The following is a 20,675-nucleotide window of genomic DNA, read 5'->3' as shown; positions in this document are numbered from 1 at the left end:
AATTTCATTTGAGGAGTTGATTATGTTGAAGCCCATGTTCACACTAACTACTTATAGCCAACTAAAAGCAATAAGCGACCCACTACGTGTCGAAATGATGATGCGTCTATGCGAACGTCCTTATACAGGACAATTACTATCTGAGAAATTCGGCATTCCAAGGGCGAAAATTCATTATCATTTAAAAGAATTAGAGAAAAATGGTTTTATAGAAATCGTATATACAGAAGAAAAAAATGGCATCGTTCAAAAGTTTTATCAATCTGTCGCGAAAGGCTTCACACCTGCTGCAGATCTATTACCTCATTTAGAAATGTTAAGCGAGTCAGGTCGCCAAATCTTTTTACAAATGACAGAAATGACGAAAAGCCATATTCTCGCTGCACCAGAAGAAGCTTTTACATTACGAAAAGTAAGCGAAGACCCGGCTGAGTGGAATTACGTTTCATCCTGCTGGGAGTTTGATGCTACGCCGGAACAATTTCAAGTGTGGGTGAAAAAGTTTTATGAATTGATGGCTGAATTAAATGAAATCACAAAAGACGCGGAAAACGATCCAAATAGTAAATCGTATTACATTTCTACCACTGCACTACAAATCGATGAACGAGCAATGCAACGATTTGTGAAAGAAGAAGAAAAATCGTAACACGATTTTTTTTACATAAACGGTCAAATTTATTTTACCGAATAAATTTATTATAAAGGAGTAGATTAAATGGACATATTGAAAAACCGGAATTTCCTCTTATTATTTTTAGGGAGAATTTTTACAAACATAGGAGATAGCTTGTATTATGTAGCAGCGATGTGGCTCGTATATAAGCTGAGTGGTAATCCTTTTTATTCTGGATTAGCTGGTTTCCTTACGTTATTACCTTCTGCATTACAATTTCTTACCGGTCCATTCGTTGATAGATGGTCAATCAAAAACACCCTCGTCATCACACAAGTTTTGCAATGCATTCTTATTTTAATCATCCCTATTACACACTACTTCGACCTATTAACAGTCCAACTACTACTCATCATTATGCCCATCGTAGCCTTTATCGAACAATTCGCCTATCCCGCACAATCGAAAGCTTTACCACTTCTACTGCATAAAACACAATTATTAAAAGGAAACTCTCTCTTTTCATTTGCGTATCAAGGTATTGATTTAATTTGTACGACTCTTTCTGGAATATTAGTAGCACTACTTGGTGCCATTACTTTATATGTGATCGACTCCTTAACATTCGCGATTACTGCCCTTTTGTTCTTTTCATTAAAAATGCCAACGCAAACCGAAACGGGCACATCACTTTCAACTAAACAATATTTCTCAGATTTAAAAGAAGGCTTTTCAATCGTCTTTCGTTCCTTAATGGGTGTCTTCTTAATCGGCTCAGTTGTCGCTAATTTTTCTATCGGTATGACGATGGCGATACTCCCTTCTTTCGCTGATTCTTTAGGAGGCGTGAAATTATATGGCTTCTTTTTAGCAGCTATATCCGCCGGCAGTTTAATTGGAGCACTCTTCAGTTCATGGGTTGGCAAACGTAATGTTGGCCACGTCTCCATTATTAGCTTTGCGGCTGGCGCTTTCTTTTGGTTTCTCTCTACGATCGTACCGTTTCAATGGCTATCTATTTTCTTATTCGGCCTAGCTTGGATTCCAATTGGAGCCACGAACATCTTATTTGCGACAATTAGTCAAATTGTAATTCCAAATCAATATATTGGACGGATCAATTCAGTCATGCAAAGTATGGGCACAATTGCTATGCCGTTCGGTTCTTTAATTGGCGGATACACCGCAAATGTATTTAGTAGCCAACTCATTTTCGCGCTCGCTAGCATCGGGATTTTATTCATTTCTCTAGTATGGCTACTTCATCCGAAATTACGTTCATTGCCGAAAGCTGATGAAATTACAGCGGATACTTTTGGAGTTCGGTTTAAGGAAGAGCGCGGGAAAGGTGCGGCTTTATAGCAGAAATACAGTACATGAAATTAATATCAGCGATTTTTTAAATATATCAGCGTAACTCGAATTATATCAGCGATTTTTCGATTATATCGACTTACCAACAAAAAACGACAAAAAAGAGGCTGTTCCCAAACAGCCTCTTCCATCTATTTCGGAAGTTCCACCCGAACAGTCGTCCCTTCCCCTTTTGTGCTATATACTGAAACAGTTCCCTTATGCAGTTCAACAATCTTCTGCACAATCGATAACCCTAAACCGCTACCTTCTACGTTTCTTGCCCTTGCTATATCTACTTTGTAAAAACGGTCAAAAATACGATCCATTTCTTCTTTTTCCATACCGATTCCGTTATCAGATATAGAGATAATGACACTAGACTCTAACTCTTCGACGAAAAACTCAATCGTCCCAGCATCGTTTGAAAACTTAATACTATTCGTGAAAATATTACTCCATACTTGATGAAGTAAGTTTTCATCACCTTTTATAGTGATATCTGGCACATCAAATTCAACGGCGATATCTTTCTCGCGCCATTTCCATTCGAGCATAAAAATGACGTCTTTAATTTGCTTCTGTAGATTGAATTCTCTTATTTGTAGAACCTTTTCCTCTTTATCTAAAGAAGCTAGCGTAAGTAACTGTTTACATAAACTAGACATCCGCTTACTTTCACCCTCAATAATTTGTAAGTAATGGTTTCTTTCTTCCACGCTCATCTTTTCTGTTTGCAACGTCTTCGAAAAACCTTGTATGGAAGAAAGCGGTGACTGGAATTCATGTGAAACGTTCGAAACGAATTCTTGTCTCATTTCATCTAGTTCTTTAATACTTTTCGTCATCTTTTGGAAGCTTGTAGATAACGTACCAATCTCATCTTTTCGTTTTACGTCTAATTCAATTTCATATTCCCCACTCGCAATTTTTTGCGTAGCGTTCGTAAATTTACGAATTGGACGAACAATATACCCTGCTGCAATCGCTATAAAAATGATACTTAATAAAACGATAAACCCAAGTAATACCGCTAGAAAAATTCGCATTTCACCAAATTGATTCTGAATGTCAGGACGAATAAATAATGCGTACTGTTTATCACCGTGTTTTACCGGTACACCGACACTATTAATTAATTCGTTATCGAAAAATCCTGTAATAAAGAGACGCGTTGGATACGTAGAGACACCATTAAACGTCTCCCCTCGCAATACTTTACGGACGGTATCATCACTTATCGTCGTCTTACGAAACGCATTGCCGATACGCTTTCCATTCTTTTGATCATCGACAATATAAATTTCATACCCTAACTTTGCAATAGAATGTAAGTACGCCTCTTGATTTTCTTCACTTTGCTTTTCATATAACGATTTAACTTCTTTCGCATACTTTAAAATCTTTTCGCTATTGTACGGTTTTAACTTCACCTGATAATATACGTTCGTTAATAAAAATCCAATAATACTACTAAGTAGCATAATACCGACTGTCATAAAAACAAATCTAGAATATAGTGATTTCATTTTATTTCAACTCCAACTTATACCCGAGTCCGCGCACCGTTGTAATTTGGAAATCATCCGTTCGTTTGGAGAAACGATCTCTTAGTCGCTTCACATGAACATCAACCGTTCGTTCATCCCCTTCAAAATCCATTCCCCATACTAACTCAATTAATTCTTCTCTTGAAAATGTTCTCCCAGGATAGCTAGCTAATTGTGATAATAATTCAAATTCCTTTAATGGAAGCAAAATTGTCTGACCGTTACACTTTACTTCAACACCTTTACGATCAATAGTCGTTCCGTGGAGTGTAATCATGTCAGCACTCAACATTTGATAACGACGTAATAAAGCTTTCATACGAAAAATTACTTCAGCCGGTTCAAATGGTTTTACAATATAATCGTCCGTACCAGAAATGAATCCTTTTTCTTTATCCACTAACTGATCTTTCGCCGTTAATAAAATAACAGGAATATCATGATACTTCCGTATTTCTTCACATAACGTATAGCCATCAACAAAAGGCATCATTATGTCTACGATCGCAAGATGAATATTTTCCTTCTCTAATACTTCTTGCGCTACCTTTCCATCTTCAGCCTCAAAAACTTTAAACCCCTCTTTTTGTAAATGATAATGTAATAATTCTCTAATATGCTTATCATCATCAGCTAATAAAATATGTATCATCTTCATTAAACCCTCTCTTGTTCATCCTTCTACATCACTACATTAAGAAACAATTGGATTTTTTGCAAGAAAAAGAAAAAGAATCTATTTTGAAAAAAGATGATTCAAAATAGATTCTCACGTTTTAGTATTTAGATTATTTTAATCAAAAACAATTTTTAAGCCTTCGAAATATCAACAAATCCTTCTCCGAACACATCACGAACATCGTGTATAGCGATGAACGCAGCCGGATCCGTAGTTTGAACAATCCTCTTTAGCTTCACTACTTCTTGCTTATTAATAACAACATAAAGAATGTCCTTCGGCGTTTTCGTGTAATAGCCATGACCAGAATACACGGTAACCCCTCTGCCCATTAAGGTTGTCACCTTCCCGGCAATTTCATCCGGATTATCAGAAATAATCGTAATGGCCTTTTTCGGATTTAACCCTTCAATTACAAATTCCATCACTTTCGTTCCTACATATAACATAATAATTGTCAGCATCAGTTTTTCTGCACCAATGATGAAATAAGATGAAAACGCAACGATTAGATCGAAGAACAGTAGACCATAACTAATGCTCCAGCCTAAGTATTTATGTGTCATCCTCGCTAAGATGGTAGTACCTGCTGTCGTTCCACCAACGCGAATGATAAGACCAATCCCGCAACCGATAAATATTCCACCGAAAATGGCATTTACGAGCATTTCATCAGAAGCAATCGTCCATCCTTCTGTTAAATGAAGAAATAGCGAGTTTGTAACTACAGCGATAATCGTATAAATTGTTGTAATCTTATTTAAAAATTTATAACCAGCTATTAACAAAATCGCATTTAATATTAAGTTGACTAAACCTGGTGACCACTCAAATAAGTAGTAAGTAATAATCGTGATACCTGTTACCCCGCCTTCACCGAACTCATTCGGGATAACAAACAAATTGACACCTAAAGCAAAAAGGAATGCACCAATAATAATAAAAATAATGTCTGTCGTTCTTTTTTTCATACAGTACCTCACTTCTTATGCAAATATTTCTTCAGATATAAACTCTCACCATTATATCGTGGAATATTCAAATCGAACAGTGGTTTATTTTTATTTTAATATAGAATGATAAATCAACTTTATCCTATATCGACATGTAATTAAAAAAGGATAACAACTGTATTTATTATGCGCTACAAATAAAGTTTTGATTTCACATGCAATTCAGCCTAAAAAATGAATATAAATACTCTCACTCGCAAAAACTTCGAATACAAAGCAAATAAGCGAAGCTATAAAATAGACTTCGCATCAAGCGTTTGATCATAGAAATTTATATGAGATTTTATATTCATACATTCCAGAAATAAATTCACTTATCTTTCTCCATATATTCTTTAATCTTTCGTTCTTCCCACTCTTTTCCGAATATCCCAAATGGAAAAGTTGTCAAACCATGTATAACGATACCGATCCCCCAACCTGCAAGTGGATATAAAAACCATAATTTACTTGAATCAGAGCTTATATTTATAAAAAAAAGCATTAAGTTAACTAGTGTATATACCGCTAAATGAATATAAAACGCTTTCAAATTCTCCACTCTTTTTTTAGCTCGTAAATAATTCTCATCTCGCTCCTTATATAAACACCTCTTTCATTATTGTATTTTTTAAATTCGCTCCGATTTAAACATAATATTCTAATCGGAAATCCCTTATTCTCAAAAATTTACAAAATAAAAAAGATCGTCTTCATTGTAGAAAGATTGCAGATGCCAGTGGATACCTTTTTTTGTTCGTAGTACGATACCTTGTGAAAAAATTGAAAAATCAAATTTCATAATAGAAATAAAACCTTTAAATCTGTATAATAAAATTAATAGTGACATTTTAATACAGAAAGGTTTTGGTAACATGCTAGGTATCGATGTTAAAAAAACAGATGAAGAATTAATTATTTCATGGCAACTAGCTAAGGTTCAAATTCCATTAAGTGAAATTATTGAAGTTACAGAAGATGAAACCTATGCTGGTGTAGAAGAAGAAAACGTAATCCGAATTGGAACAGCATACGCTACAACAGACCGGATTTTAATCAGAACAGTAAAACAAAATTATCTATTATTTACGACGAACAGAGTCGCAATTTTGAATAAAATCGATGCATAAGCAGTAGGCTAAAACACTTGTCTGTATGAGGTTGTTCAATTCAACTGTATACCCGCATTTTTAAAATTATTATAGATACAATGATGTACCTTAGCCCCGAATATAAAATAAAGAAAAAGTACCCATCGAATTATCATACATATGATAATTCGATGGGTACTGCATGATACATTTGTTATTTACAGAACTCTAATTAAGACCAAATCCAAACATCATCATTATTTTCAACGTTGCTCTTTACTTCATGCACTTTTTCGATATGATCCGTTGTGTTCCAGTTAATAGAACTTCCGCCCCAGCCCACATACTTCATATCAATTTTCACTTTCTCACCCGCATTAAATACTTGTCCCTTCGTTAAGAAAACATCAATAATCACTTTCTTCCCGTTTAGGGATGGATACTCCACTACGACATATTTAGTAGCACCTTCTCCCTCATCTTCCATCGTTCCTACTTTTGATACTTCTCCAATTACATAATCAGGTGAGCCATCTTCTTTCATGTGCATACCTAACTTGTTTGTTGTATTTTCAATTGCAGTTGCAACCATATATTCTGTAAAATTACGCATCATAGATCCAGTAGCTTTTACTTCATCTCCTACTTTCACGTTTGAAAGAGAATCTATATATACACTAACAGGTTCTTCGTATTGCTTAGATTTTACTACAATCACACCGTTATCTACTTCTACTACTCGTCCTTCTAACGTCGAGAAATTCGATTCAATAGAAGCTGCACTCGCTTTTGTTACTTCTAATCCTGGTAAATTTGTTCCTGATAATGCTGCAATTCCTAAAGCACCTGCTAAAATTATTTTTTTCATACCCATTATGAAACATCTCCATTCATGATGATTTTATTTTTGATTGGATACGACCAACCTGTAACTATTATAGTTACAGGTTGGTCAAAATAGCAACCATCTTTCTTATGCAATGTTGCATACTGTAATTTTCAAATATAAATCGATTATTCCTATATTCAACACTAAGACTGAATTCTTGAATCCCAGCAGGTAAACGGATTGATGATGAAGAAACTAATGTCATGCATCATATTTTTCAATACTACAGGTTGTATAATCGTAGTCCATTACATTATGTAGGAGCGGTGTTCACATGTTAATAAAACCAAAGAGGTTACAAGCAGGAGATATTGTGGCGACAGTAAGTCCTTCATGGGGCGGTGCAGGTGATTCTGAAATAAGATGGCGATATGAGCAAGGAGTAAAAAGATTAGAAGAAGTTTTTGGTCTTACGGTTGTTCCTATGCCAAATAGTTTAAAAGGTAGTGAATTCATTTATAACAACCCACAAGCTCGTACAGAAGACTTAATGACAGCATTTAAAGATTCCCGCGTGAAAGCAATTATTGCGAATATTGGCGGTGAAGATAGCATTCGCCTACTTCCCTATATAGATTTTAATGTAATACGTGAAAACCCGAAAATTTTTATGGGATACTCTGACGTTACTATTTCACATTTATTTTGTCATAAAGCAGGTCTTTCCTCTTTATACGGTCCGGCAATTTTGACCGACTTTGCCGAAAATGTAGAGATGGATCCATATACAGTTGAAATGATAAATCGAACTCTCTTTTCAACTGAAACGATTGGCGAGATTCAACCAGCTCATGAATGGACGAGTGAGCGTTTAGAATGGATAGAAATAAATAAGGATACAAGGCGTACGATGCAGCAAAACAATGGATATGAGGTACTTCAAGGCTCTACCACTGTACATGGGCGTTTAATTGGTGGGTGTATAGAAGTATTGGAATTTGCAAAAGGAACGGAGCTTTGGCCTGAGAAAAAACATTGGGAGGATAGTATTCTCTTCTTTGAAACTTCTGAAGATCATCCAGAACCAAGTTATATAAAATATTGGTTACGATATTATGCAGCGCAAGGCATTCTGCAAAAAGCAAAAGGAATTATTTTTGGTAAGCCAAAAGACGAAATGTATTATGAAGAATATAAACATGAAATACTGCAGGTTATGAAGGAACATCATTTAGAAAATTTGCCAATTCTTTATAATTTAAATTTTGGCCATACTGAACCGAAGTTTATTTTACCTTACGGTGCGATGGCAGAAATTAATTGTGGAAATGGAGCTTTCTCTATTTTGGAAAGTGGCGTGGAATAAAGTGAAACTTTAATCAGTGAGGGTTCCATTCACATCGCTATCAAGCTAACATTTTGAAGTTCTCCCAGAACGAAAATTTATTCTTTTCATAGGTATTCAAGAAAATTTAGTTTATTTTTTTATGTTAAATATCGCTTTAGAATTTCTGTCTTCCCCCCTTCACATAATCATTACAATAAAATAAGAGTCTTTCCATTAAGGAAGACTCTTACTTATCATATAAATGAATTCAATTTTATAAATTTCATGTTGCGTGTCATAACCCTATAGCTGTGCACAATATTTATTTGATATAGATTGATGTTCGCATTGTATTAAATGGAGCGTTAATAGATGTTTTTTGATATTCAAATGTTCCTTGCTGATGTCCTGAGGCATCCCACTTATAATACCAACCAACAATTGGTTTTCCACCAATTATAGTAGAGCCAATACTTTTCACATTAAAACCATTCATTTTCGCAAATGGATTTTGACCATATCCCATTTCCTTCGTAGTAATATATAAGTATTTTCCCCCGTGGTCACGTGTTGTGCTAAAACTGTTTGGATTAATCGTTTCTACTCCGCCCTGCTCAGATTCTACTTGTACAACGTTTAGTGAAGTAAGTGGTGCTGCAGGTCCAGCAGAAGCTTCTGGTGCCATTCCTAATCCGACAAACGCAGTAATTGCCAAAGATGAAATACCAAGCGCTGCTTTTTTAAACATAAAAACATCCCCTTCCATCTATTGTTTTCTCTTTCATTGCAAATATAATCCTATTACCTTTATATGTATATAGTTTAAAACTGTAGAAATATTAATGAGAATATTCTATCTTATGTTTCTGCAATTATATGACATCCAATTATTTATTAATAAAAAATAGGAACAGATCATATTGTTTGTTCCTATACGCTTCTAACCTATGAATCTATATGATTTTTATTTTGATTCATCTGTCCATGCCTTAGTATGAACATCATCACTAGGGGCATACTACAAGATGAAGAAAAGAAACGAGAGAAAAAATAAAATTCAAGGTTGTATTAAATAAGAAAAGGATTGAAGATGCAAGAATTCATTTTCATTTATATATATTAATGTATAATAAAAGGGAACTACTCAACATTTTTCGTTAAAGATAGTCTATTAACCTCTAACTCTAACTACCTAATGAACTCAAGTAAACATATCTTAAGTCATTTTAAGAGGTATAAAAAACACCTTATAGCTATAAGGTGTTTTTTATATTTCAGCTCTTTAAAATTCTTCTATTTCAACTGTAAAATGTGGCTTGAATTTCATTTCACTTCAATTCTATTTCTTCTCCTTGATTGTAAAGTGTATCATGACCCATTTTAAATTAGTAAGAATCATTTCCCTACACATTGATACTACAAGTTGTATAAGGAAGCTCTTCTTTTTTCCATGCAAGAAATCCTCCCTTTAGATTCACCACTTCCTTTATACCAGCTCTTTGTAAAATACTAGCTGCTATAGCGGAACGCAATCCGGTTCGACATTGTAAAACTAATGGGCAATCTTTTGGTATGCAATCTAGCTGCTTAAATAAATTTCCTAGGGGGATATGTATTGCATCTTGAAGATGACCGTCCTCCCACTCTTTTTTACTACGTACATCGATAATCTTAACGCTACCATCCTTTATATGCGGATATAATTCAATCGATGTTTTTTCTTTGTAACTTTCAAATCTATCAAGTCTTTGTATTACTTGTAAGGGTGCAAAAGCAATAATATTATCTAGCCCAATAGATTCAAAGTCCCTAATAACCTCCTCCACTCTAACCTTTTCCTCATCTAGAATGATTAAAGTTTCTGTTTTATAATCTAGTAACCATCCACACCAGGTTGTGAAGGAATTGTTATACGGTATGTTAATTGATTTCTCGATGTGACCAGAAGCAAAACTCTCTACCTCTCTTATATCAACTATTTGCTGAACACTTCTCATAACTTCTTGAAGTTCTTCTACTGTTTTAATAGCAAAAACTTCTTTTTTCTTACGAATTGGAGGACCATACTTATTTAAATTCTTCATTAAAGAAAAATAACTTGGAGGCTCTGGCTGCCCCGTCAATAAAGTCGATACAAAATCACTTTCTTCATTACACTGAAATGCCCAATTGAACATCTTTTCATAACCTAAAGTAGAAGTCGGAATTGCTCCTAATGCTTTTCCACATGCGCTTCCTGCACCATGTGATGGCCATATTTGCAAATAATCAGGGAGTATTTTTATTTTTTGTATAGAATCAAATAATTGTTTCGCTCCTATTTTTGCGGTATCTTTCATACCTACAGCAGTTTCTAATAAATCGGGTCTTCCTATATCTCCAACAAATATAAAATCACCTGTGAATATTCCTATTGGCTTATCATTCGTATAGTTATTTTGACTTGTATCAGTTACTAAAAAAGAAATACTTTCAGGTGTATGCCCTGGTGTGTGAATTACATTAAATTTTATATGACCTACTTTAAACTCTGTCCCCTCTCTAACCAAATTATATCGACCTTCGTTAAGATATTGATATTTCCAATCACAATCACCTTCATCAGATACATATAAATTGGCATGATAAAGAGTAGAAAGTTCTCTAGACCCAGAAAGAAAATCTGCATGAATGTGAGTTTCAGCCACAGCAATTACTTCCATCCCCTCTTTCTTAGCAAATTCTATATATTGTTCTATATAGCGACCCGGATCAATTACAATTGCTACACCTTCCTTTTGACAACCGACTAAATAGGAAGCATGTGCTAATTTTTCATCATAAAAATATTTTAAAAGCATAGCTATTCCCTCCAAATAGTTATTTCAAATTACTTTTCAACATTTGTAATCGCTTTCTATATTCTCCTATAGGATCCCTTTCAACATAAAGTTCCAATACATATAGGGCAACATATATCTTTTAAGTAAAAACATACTATATCGTTCTTTCGCTTGATTAAACGGAAACGTTTCTTGAGGCTCATGTTCATAGTTAAATTCAGCGAGTATAAGACTTTTATAACCTGTAACAATGGGGCACGATGTATATCCATCATATTTAGCATGCAAGTCTCTTCCGTTAAGTACGTCCATAATATTTTGTTTTAAGACAGGTATTTGTTTTCGAATTGCCGCTCCAGTTTTAGAGGTTGGTAAATTGGTACAATCTCCAAGTCCGAAAATATTCTTATACTGTACATGTTGCAAAGTATAAGGGTTTATATCTACCCAGCCCTGGGAATCACTTATTTCACTCTCTTTAATAAAATTACGTGGCCCCATAGGTGGAACAACATGGATCATACTATACGGTACTGTCTCTCTTTTCAGTGTTTGCATATCTTCAAAAATTGCCTCTTTCTTCTCAGCGATAATTTCTACTAAGTTTTTATTATAATTTGTTATTATTTGCTTTCTTTCTAGTACTTGTTCTAATGTATTAGCATATCGTGGAACCTGAAATATGTTAGCGTTTGCGGTATAAAACATTACTTCACTTTTGTTTCTTACACCGCTATTAGAAAAATACTCTTCTGCTAAATACATAATCTTTTGTGGAGCACCACCGCATTTAATAGGAGTATTTGGGTGGGTAAACACCGCATTTCCTCCTTTAAATTTTTCAATTTCTCTCCAAGTAGAATCAACATATTTATAAGAGTAATTGCTACAAACCCCATTAGTCCCAATAGACTCCTTTAAGCCTTTAATGCCGTCCCAATTTATTTGTATACCGGCTGCTACAATAAGAATTTCATACTCAAGCAGCAGTCCATCATCTAAAAGTAGCTTATTTTCATCCGGAAACAACTTAACAACACTTTTTGGGATCCATGTTGCCCCTTTTGGAATAAGCAATTCTTGATCACGTATCGTACTTTCCTTTGATACAATTCCTCCCCCCACTAAACTCCATAGTGGTTGAAAGTAATGTTTTTTTGATGGATCAATAATTGCAATACTTTCTTTCAATAGGGGTACATTTCGTAACAAATGTGCAGTAGAAGATATTCCAGCAGTCCCAGCACCAATTACAATAATTTTATAACTATCTCTGGTCTTCATTATCCTCTTCCTATCTAAAATTGATTTTTAAAATAACTAATTAGTAGCTGTATTTTCATCCTATTAACATTATTATAATTTAAAAACACCATGTATTTATTTGATTAAAATGAAAATTTTGTTAATTAAACCGTCAATATTACTTTATGCGTAATTCCCCTATGTTACTTCCATCTTTTATATTTCTCAATGCTAGTCTTTGTCCTATCTTACTTTAATTACAATTTCTCTCTACGCTCAAATCTATCTTTATCTCCTTTTTCCAAGAAAGTGCTTGTTCTAGGCCGTCTTCACCATTCACTTCATAGCTTATTTTCCAAGCTCTAATCGTTCCAGAATTAACAGAAAACTTTGTCGTAATGTCAGCTATTGAATGATAACCATCTTATAAAATAAGTTCCATTCATCCGAAAAACACCCCTGATTTCCATTATTCATAGGAAATCAGGGGTGTTTTTCGGTATATAAACCTTTAAAATTATTAATAAGTCTTCTTTTAAAATATAAATGGTTAAACAGATGAAAAAACTTCGACTGTTATATTATCCCTTATTTCTTAAATACAGGTGCTATTTTATCAATGCGATTTGTCCAAATTCCACCTGTATAATCTTCAGGAAGGCGTTTTATATCTTCAGATGAGTCAAATCCACTTGAAAACCCAAACCCATTTCCTCCTACAATGATAACTCGAGTATCTGCTTTATCCATTCGATTAAGAAAACGATTTGGCCATCCCCAAAGCCAAGGAGCCACTTTGTCTGGTATATGTAATTCTCCATGCTTCAGGCTTGAAGGTATGTAGCCAGTCCACCCTAATGCCATATAAGTAATAAGATCTTTTTTCATGGTCGCTTTTGACATTGTTCGTAAACTAGGGATGCGCTCTTTTATCGCAGCAATTGGTTTATCACCACCATATACAGTTAGTTGATCAAGGCGCTTCGCTGGTAATTTCTTGAGGTGAGTAGCCAATTGAATTCCTTCATTTTCATCATCACTTTTAATATGAATAAGAAAAGAACGGTCTGGAAAATGGGTAAGTACTTCATCAAGTGTTGGCATAAGATTAATCCCTTTGCCACGAAACGGGAATGTTTTACCCCCATCAGCTGTATAACCGTAACCAATATCAAGTGCTTGTAATTCTTTTGTTGTAAAATCTCTTGTAACACCTTTACCATTAGTACGGCAATCAAGAGTCCAGTCATGAAAAATAACAAAATTATTATCTTTAGTTGGTTGAACATCAAACTCTACTAGATCAGCTCCAGATTTAAATGCCGCTTCCATAGATGGAATTGTATTTTCTAAATAAGAATGTTCAGGTTTATTTATACGTTCTGCTGTACATGTATCACTCTCAATCTCTTCCATGCTAAATGTTTGTGAAAGTCCTCGGTGAGCGAGAAGAAGAGGAGTCCCATCGTCCCTCTTAGCAAAAAAAGAACTGTTATTTACATAAACAAATACGAATAGGATAAGAATTATCCAAGTCATTTTACGTTTCAGTATCCTTTTTAGTTTGTTCATTGTATGCTCCTCTTAAATTTTGGTTGAAATGCCTTAAATAATTTTCGGCATTTAAATACTGGTAAATATTAAAGCCTATCTTATTTTTTTACAATGGATATAATTGTTAATTAAAGGCTAGTACTTTGATATAAAACGAGAGCAATAGAAATCAATTCAATAACCACTCAACTTTCAGTAAGAATAGTTTTGAAAAATTTCTATGAGAATTTAATATAAATGGGTATATGTAATATCCTATTATTTAAGAATCAATTTGCTATATGTATATTATCTGACAGTATCTTAATCACCTTATTGAAGGATTAGAGGCCGTCTAAATAAAACTGGATAATAAATCAACATCATACCTATAAATGAGCAAACTAAATAAAAAATAGCCTCGTATTTTATTACTAGAGAAATATTATTATCAATCTTTTTTTCATCTCTTTTATATATCATTTTGAATAATACTCTATATAATAAATACCCAATAATTGCTCCCAGGGTGTTCATAGATAAATCATCAATATCTGTAATTCTATTATCTAGCAATTGACCTAACTCAATAGCCAATGAAAAACCGAATCCAGCATAGGCAGCACTTTTCATTGTTCTAAACTGCGGCCAAATAGTCGGCAATAAAAAACCTAATGGCATAAACAGTAAAATGTTTAAGACATAAGTAGTCATACCTTCAGAAGCAAATGGAATCAAGTTAATTTGATTTGCACGAATTAATGTTTCGTATCTACCTATGTCCCATATAGTCCCTATCTGCGTTACCTTATACACTAGTGAAAGGTAGAATAGAAAAACATACACCCATACAAAATGCTGAATAGATTTATTTTTTTTCGTTTTAAAATAAAATCCAATTTGAAACACTATACAAAAAATAATAGTAAAAAAATAAGTATATAAATAATTAATCAAAACTCCTGAATGCATTTAAAATCTCCTAACTTTACATTGTAATCTATAACTTTGTCATTTTAGAATATAATTCAAGCACGGGTGGTCACAATCACCCCATCTATATTATTTCCAGGTATTTCACAAAATTCATTTACTGGTATTTCAACGTCAATTGTCTTGTTTTGAAAAAAGGGATAATATGAAATCGTATATTTTTTCCCATCAATGCTTGCTGAAATGCTCTCTTCTTCTTTTAAATAATCCAGGTATTCTTCCAAGGCTAAATTCATTTTTTGCATAATCGTACTGTGAGGCAAACCGACATAGCGAATAGGCTATTTACTGTTAATTAAGAGCAAATTCCCTTGATAGATCTGTTCTTTTACAATCTCTTTCTTTTGAATAATTGAGGTAGTCCCTGTATTATCTATGTTATCTTTGTGATTTTGATTATATTTTTGTACCTCTACTTTATTCTGAAAAAACAGTGCTTTATTCATGAAAGCAAAACCTAAGAAAAATAACAATAAAAAACACTACTTCTTCATTTTCAGCTTCCTCCTTAAGTAAATGACTTGATGATGATGTCACGCTGATTCAGCGTTGAAGATTTCGGATATGTAACTCTTAACGATTACTTTCTGCAAAGCGAAGCTATATCTATGTGGATACTCTGTTCAGTTGTGTGCAGGTACATCCAAAACAGCAGATTGCTCATTTGACACAATTCGTTAAAAGGAAAAGAAATATTTGTGTCACTCTTTTTCTAAACATTTGAGCTATTTTAATCCACGCATAAGTTATCATATCTTTCTTTGACGAAATAAAAAAGCTCGTTCTTCTGGTTTAAGTCTACCGCATAAGAACGAGCCATTTTTTAATATTAAATTGTTAATTTCCTAAGAAAAAGTAGAAATAACCTTAAGAATTTCTTAAGAAACAATGATTATTTTCTATGAACCCTCTTTATCAACCCAGTCTTGAAAGGCTGGAAGCTCTACCGTGAATGTCGTAGAGTTATCATTACTTTCCGCGTAAATCTGTCCACCATGCTGAACAATGATTTCTTTTGCAATCGCCAATCCAAGTCCCGCGCCGCCCGTATCAGAAGAACGGGCATCATCCAATCTGTAAAACTTTTCAAATATGGTAGCGAGTTTATCTTTCGGGATGCATCCAGCGTTCTCGAAAACGATAGATACCACATCCTCGGATAGGTCCGCCTTAATGTCAATAACGCTGTCGTCCTTGCTGTATGCAGTGGCGTTTTTCAAAATATTGTTAAAGACCCTCGCTAGCTTATCAGGGTCACCAAATACGGTCAAATCTTCAGAAGCATGGAGTACCACCTGTTTTCCCTTCGCGGCAAGCTGGGGATAAAATTCATCAGTCATTTGCACCAACATATAATATAGATCTATATGTTTTTTCGTGAGCGTAATCGTTTGAAGGTTATATCGCGTAATTTCAAAAAACTCGTCAATTAGCTGTTCCAGGCGATACGCTTTTTCTAACGTGATACGCACATATTTTGCCTTTTGCTCTCTTGGCATGTCTGGTGCCTCGTCAAGCAGGATTAGATAACCGATAACTGATGTAAGAGGCGTTTTAATATCGTGTGCCAAGTACATAACAACTTCATTTTTTCTTTGTTCGGCCAGCTTTGCATCATGCTCTCGCTTTTCAAGGGTTCGCTTTAACGTGTTGAGCTTCTGTTCCATGAAATCCATTTCCGCAGAAAGCTCAATTTGTTTATCTTCGTTCTGAATAAGTATATCAATACCGGTATTTATCTCTTCAAAGTATTCTACAAATTTTAAAAGCATAACTCGGCATAGAATAAGAATACTAATGGCTACCGCCACATAAATAAAAATTTCTATATTGTTCCGTATAGTATACTGATATATTATCATTGCGTCCCAACGCTCTAAATGATAACTGTTTTCCAAAAAACGTACGATCCACTCTCCAAGTGTTCCTTGGATAAATAGACGTAAAAACAGCACAAATACAACTGCTGCCATGACAATCGTAAGGATATATTGGTAGAGTTTCCGTTTTAATTTTGAATAATCGATTTTTTTATTCTTATTTTTATTTTTCAATTTTATAGCCGATCCCCCATACCGTTTTTATATATTTCGGATTATCAACCGTGTCGTTCATCTTTTCTCGCAGATGTCGGATATGCACGGTGATAGTGTTATTACTCTTGCTGAAATATTCGTCACCCCATATCTCATGAAACAGCCGCTCAGAGCTAACCACATTTCCCTTGTTTTCACAGAGGATACGCAGGATTGAAAACTCGGTGGGAGTGAGAGATAACGGTTTCTCGTTCAGAGAACACTCATGCGTGCTTATATTAATAACAAGACCAGAGTGGACGATAATATTCTCGTTCTGTGCCGTTACTCCATTGTATTTTTTATACCGGCGTAACTGCGCTTTGACTCGGGCAATTAACTCTAGTGGACGAAAAGGCTTTGTAATATAATCATCCGCGCCAATTGTTAGCCCAGTAATTTTATCTACTTCTGTATCTTTCGCTGTCAACATGATAATTGGATAGGTATGCTTTTCTCTTATTTTTTGACAGATAGTGAGACCACTTACGTCGGGAAGCATAATGTCCAATATTGCAAGGTCAATCGCATTCTTGTCTATACATTCCAACGCTTCTTTAGCAGTATAGTATTTGAAAACCGTATAATTCTCGTTTTTCAAGTATAGCTCAACCAAATCGGCAATTTCACGTTCATCTTCCACAATAAGTACTTTATCACTCATGATTACCAATCCTCCTTTATGGATGTGCTTTTCTCAATCGGAATCTTTTCTGAATAACGAGCCTATCATACCTATTAAACCAAGTAAAGTCATATTGCTGTATACAGACACAGTCGGTTACACAAAATAGATTTTCGGATTTACCCATTTATTGGGGTTTAATTTTACGCCAAGAATAAGAGATCTATTGGACTCAAAATTATTTACAATAGTTAAAGCAATATACTCTCCCTTTAGAAAAAAGAACAATTTCGTCTTAAATTGACTTTGCATAATCTTAACTTGATAGCAATGTTTGCGCTATTTCAAAATACTAAAATCTCCTTCAAAAAAAGAAAGGCGGTAACGAATGTATTACTGTGACCTGGCTTGGACTGAATCCCCTTGTTATAGGTTTTTATATTATTATTATTAATTACGGTACATGAAATTATTATTAATAATATAAAAAAAGCTCCCCTAAAAGGAGCTCCTTACATTACAAAACGCTTATGAAATCCTTCTAATTACAGCTATACTTAAGATTTGGAGTATGCTTATAACTCCGCCACCTCTATTTGTTACGAATAATCATTGGTCAAAGATTATTCTTTTTCTGTGTATTATTTCAAGCTCTTTAGATCTTCTCTCTTCATGAAATTTATCTCAAAACAAATTAACTAGATAATAAAACGTAAAATAATAATGCAGCTGCCTCTTGCCGTTTCATACTTTGTTTTGATAGATAATCTGCTGATCCATCTTCATTATATATAACCTCAGGCCCTACTAAACGATGACCTACAATGTTTTTCACGGATTCTATTGCCCATTCATCAGTTTCTCCCTTTAATGTTGCATCTGCAGATGGCGCTCCTAACATTTTTAAATACTGCCAGGTAATCCATGCTGCTTCTTGTCTAGTAATTGCACGGTCTGGATGGAATTGTTCCCCTTCTTTTTCATATAAAATACCAATTTCATATAACTTTTGAATATGTGGTGCATATGGATGATTTTTCACATCAGAAAACACTGGTTCTTTTTTTGAAGGTGGCGTAAAGTAAGCAATTTGAGATAACCAATATGCAAACTCTGCTCGTGTAAGAGAAGATTCTGGAGTGAAATTCCCCTCCTTATTTGCTTGTAATACCTCGTATTGATGTAAAGGATTTATAAACTTAGCATATGGATGATTTTCATCTACGTCTTTAAATCTCTCAGGCTCACTTAGCTTCACCGCTGAACTACCAGAGTTCCAATGTATCATTTCTTTCACGGTACCATCTTTGTGAAGTTTAAACGCCATATAATTCCCTTTTTCATCCTCAAATAGTAAAGGGTCTATTTGTTTTAGCTCCTGTTTACCATATGCTTTATCACTTACATATAATTTTCCTTCACTTATGTTTACATGTGACATTAGGTTTTTTAATCTCAAATCACGGTAAACCCCTTCAAATTTCTTTAATTCTTCTTCATTAGGTTTCAAATATTCAGGCTTTGTCTTATCTGGGAAATATTCATTCATAAAATCATCAAATACTTCAACAGGTAGTGCTGAACTATCTTTATTTGTAACAACAAAAACTCCAATTCTATGCTCTGGAATTAACCACATTAAAGATGAAAAACCTGGTATATTTCCACCTTTACCAAACACATATTGCCCATTATGACTTTGCGGTGAAAAGAACTCAAATCCGTATGTCATATTAGGGTATTTGGGATGTAAAGCAAATTTTGTTTTTTGCATATCTTCTACAGTTTCTTTTTGTAGTATTTGGTTATTTTTAAATTTACCATCATTCAATTGAGCAATCATGAAATTGGCTACATCACTCCCTGTAGAAAACATACTCCCTTGTGGCATATCTGTTGGTCTAGTTTGATAAAATGGAATGGCATTACCTTTAGCATCATATCCTGTTGCTAACTTTTCTTTAATAAAATTTGTCATAACAAAACTGCTATTATGCATTTCTAAAGGGTAAAAAACATTTTTGGCCATATATTTGTAAAAAGGTGTGTTTGTCAGATTTTGAACAATATACCCTTGAAGCATAGAAGCAAAATTATCATATGTATATGTATCTCCTGGCTTTCTCACTACTGTGGGCATATTATCTTCTACATAATCTTTAAGCATTGTATAATCATTATCTTGATAATGGATGTCCTCTGGTCTAGGATCTACGTAATCAAACCCTGTTGTATGGGTAAGTAAATGCTCCATTGTAACTGGTTCATCCATGTTATTTTGGTACTTTAATCCCCCCATATAATTTACTATATCTTTATTTAAATCAATTTTTCCTTGCTCAACTAACTGCATGACAGCACTAGCAGTAAAAACTTTTGATATTGACGCTAATCGAAAAACTGTTTTTTTAGGATCGATGGGAGTATTCTTTTCTTTATCGGAAAATCCGAATCCCTTTTGAAATAGAATTTGATTATCTTTTACAACGACAAGAGCTACACCAGCTGCGTTTTCTTTTTTCATTTTCTCTGGAATTACTTTATTGGTGAATGCTTCTACATCTTTAGGATTTAATGTTATTGGTGCAACAGTTTCGGCTTTTGAATAATTGCTCCCTAGAAAAACTAACAAAAAACAAACACTTACAGCTACTAACCTTTGAAAATAAATTTTCATTATTTTATTCCTATTACCCAAATTAATTCCCCCTTTAATAATAGATTTATTGATTATTCATCCACAGGTTAACCAACCATATTCTACCATTATATAGTTATTTTTTCTAATTTTATTTCAATTCTGTCATTTATTAACTACTTTTGGAATTAGTCTATATATCATTAGGTTTTAGTTATAGAAAATGATATAGCATACAAAAATGCAAGACAGTCTTTAATATAGACTTTCATCGGCAAGTTTTTCATAATATCCTAAGAAAGAAAAC

General features: G+C 34.0%; 16 protein-coding genes and 3 pseudogenes. 5 read left to right on the top strand and 14 right to left on the bottom strand.

Going from position 1 to position 20,675, the window contains the following annotated elements; translation table 11 throughout:
* Window positions 1-22: 22 nt before the first annotated feature.
* Both ACQVV1_RS09065 and ACQVV1_RS09060 read left to right on the top strand, forming a co-directional pair.
* Complete coding sequence (locus ACQVV1_RS09065; protein WP_242254394.1) at window positions 23-649, top strand: ArsR/SmtB family transcription factor; 627 nt, start codon at window positions 23-25, stop codon at window positions 647-649.
* 69 nt (window positions 650-718) lie between these two features.
* On the top strand, window positions 719-1,978 hold the full coding sequence (locus tag ACQVV1_RS09060) for an MFS transporter (RefSeq protein WP_431168779.1): 1,260 nt from the start codon (window positions 719-721) through the stop codon (window positions 1,976-1,978).
* 143 nt (window positions 1,979-2,121) lie between these two features.
* Here ACQVV1_RS09060 and ACQVV1_RS09055 read toward each other — a convergent pair whose 3' ends face one another.
* From ACQVV1_RS09055 to ACQVV1_RS09040, 4 genes and pseudogenes are all read right to left on the bottom strand, one after another.
* Window positions 2,122-3,498: a sensor histidine kinase gene (locus tag ACQVV1_RS09055; protein ID WP_242254398.1), complete on the bottom strand. Its 1,377-nt coding sequence runs from the start codon at window positions 3,496-3,498 to the stop codon at window positions 2,122-2,124.
* 1 nt (window position 3,499) lies between these two features.
* Window positions 3,500-4,177, bottom strand: a complete 678-nt coding sequence (locus ACQVV1_RS09050) for a response regulator transcription factor (RefSeq protein WP_000781967.1) — start codon at window positions 4,175-4,177, stop codon at window positions 3,500-3,502.
* A gap of 152 nt (window positions 4,178-4,329) precedes the next feature.
* Window positions 4,330-5,169, bottom strand: coding sequence for a YitT family protein (locus ACQVV1_RS09045; RefSeq protein WP_063222304.1), 840 nt, complete (start codon window positions 5,167-5,169; stop codon window positions 4,330-4,332).
* 352 nt (window positions 5,170-5,521) lie between these two features.
* A pseudogene (locus ACQVV1_RS09040) lies at window positions 5,522-5,788 on the bottom strand (2TM domain-containing protein); the annotation flags it as partial.
* Window positions 5,789-6,065: 277 nt separating this feature from the next.
* Here ACQVV1_RS09040 and ACQVV1_RS09035 point away from each other — a divergent pair.
* The gene (locus ACQVV1_RS09035) at window positions 6,066-6,320 is read left to right on the top strand and encodes a SunI/YnzG family protein (RefSeq protein WP_242254402.1); all 255 of its coding nucleotides are present in this window, start codon (window positions 6,066-6,068) and stop codon (window positions 6,318-6,320) included.
* Window positions 6,321-6,513: 193 nt separating this feature from the next.
* On the opposite strand, the gene ACQVV1_RS09030 is transcribed toward ACQVV1_RS09035, so the two are convergent.
* Entirely contained in the window at window positions 6,514-7,155 is a 642-nt protein-coding gene (locus ACQVV1_RS09030) for a hypothetical protein (RefSeq protein ID WP_242254404.1), read from the bottom strand.
* A 289-nt stretch (window positions 7,156-7,444) separates the two neighbouring features.
* On the opposite strand from ACQVV1_RS09030, the gene ACQVV1_RS09025 reads away from it, so the two are divergent.
* Window positions 7,445-8,476 (top strand): S66 family peptidase, encoded by a 1,032-nt coding sequence (locus ACQVV1_RS09025; protein WP_431168778.1) that lies wholly within the window; start codon window positions 7,445-7,447, stop codon window positions 8,474-8,476.
* A gap of 283 nt (window positions 8,477-8,759) precedes the next feature.
* On the opposite strand, the gene ACQVV1_RS09020 is transcribed toward ACQVV1_RS09025, so the two are convergent.
* The 8 genes and pseudogenes from ACQVV1_RS09020 to vanR-A all read right to left on the bottom strand — a co-directional run bounded on the left by ACQVV1_RS09020 (window position 8,760) and on the right by vanR-A (window position 17,769).
* The gene (locus ACQVV1_RS09020; RefSeq protein ID WP_048530324.1) at window positions 8,760-9,185 is read right to left on the bottom strand and encodes a DUF4879 domain-containing protein; all 426 of its coding nucleotides are present in this window, start codon (window positions 9,183-9,185) and stop codon (window positions 8,760-8,762) included.
* Between the two features lie 655 nt (window positions 9,186-9,840).
* Window positions 9,841-11,277: an MBL fold metallo-hydrolase gene (locus ACQVV1_RS09015; RefSeq protein ID WP_242254409.1), complete on the bottom strand. Its 1,437-nt coding sequence runs from the start codon at window positions 11,275-11,277 to the stop codon at window positions 9,841-9,843.
* 66 nt (window positions 11,278-11,343) lie between these two features.
* On the bottom strand, window positions 11,344-12,543 hold the full coding sequence (locus ACQVV1_RS09010; RefSeq protein WP_242254411.1) for an FAD/NAD(P)-binding oxidoreductase: 1,200 nt from the start codon (window positions 12,541-12,543) through the stop codon (window positions 11,344-11,346).
* A 549-nt stretch (window positions 12,544-13,092) separates the two neighbouring features.
* Entirely contained in the window at window positions 13,093-14,076 is a 984-nt protein-coding gene (locus ACQVV1_RS09005; protein WP_309259086.1) for a glycerophosphodiester phosphodiesterase family protein, read from the bottom strand.
* 294 nt (window positions 14,077-14,370) lie between these two features.
* Window positions 14,371-15,009 (bottom strand): VanZ family protein, encoded by a 639-nt coding sequence (locus ACQVV1_RS09000; protein WP_431168777.1) that lies wholly within the window; start codon window positions 15,007-15,009, stop codon window positions 14,371-14,373.
* A gap of 56 nt (window positions 15,010-15,065) precedes the next feature.
* A pseudogene (locus ACQVV1_RS08995) lies at window positions 15,066-15,308 on the bottom strand (D-Ala-D-Ala carboxypeptidase VanY); the annotation flags it as partial.
* A gap of 621 nt (window positions 15,309-15,929) precedes the next feature.
* Complete coding sequence (gene vanS / locus ACQVV1_RS08990) at window positions 15,930-17,084, bottom strand: vancomycin resistance histidine kinase VanS (RefSeq protein ID WP_242254417.1); 1,155 nt, start codon at window positions 17,082-17,084, stop codon at window positions 15,930-15,932.
* Entirely contained in the window at window positions 17,074-17,769 is a 696-nt protein-coding gene (vanR-A, locus tag ACQVV1_RS08985) for a vancomycin resistance response regulator transcription factor VanR-A (RefSeq protein WP_242254420.1), read from the bottom strand. The genes vanS and vanR-A overlap by 11 nt, the downstream gene beginning before the upstream one ends.
* Window positions 17,770-17,869: 100 nt before the next feature.
* On the opposite strand from vanR-A, the pseudogene ACQVV1_RS08980 reads away from it, so the two are divergent.
* Window positions 17,870-17,980, top strand: a pseudogene (locus tag ACQVV1_RS08980) (Tn3 family transposase); the annotation flags it as partial.
* A 444-nt stretch (window positions 17,981-18,424) separates the two neighbouring features.
* Here the strand turns inward: ACQVV1_RS08980 and ACQVV1_RS08975 are convergent.
* The gene (locus ACQVV1_RS08975) at window positions 18,425-20,407 is read right to left on the bottom strand and encodes a serine hydrolase domain-containing protein (RefSeq protein WP_309260278.1); all 1,983 of its coding nucleotides are present in this window, start codon (window positions 20,405-20,407) and stop codon (window positions 18,425-18,427) included.
* Between the last annotated feature and the right edge of the window lie 268 nt (window positions 20,408-20,675).

It is taken from the genome of Bacillus basilensis (assembly GCF_050630465.1).
Lineage (GTDB): Bacteria > Bacillota > Bacilli > Bacillales > Bacillaceae_G > Bacillus_A > Bacillus_A basilensis.
The sequence above is the reverse complement of the archived record's forward strand: the minus strand, read 5'-3'. Positions and strand labels throughout refer to the sequence as shown.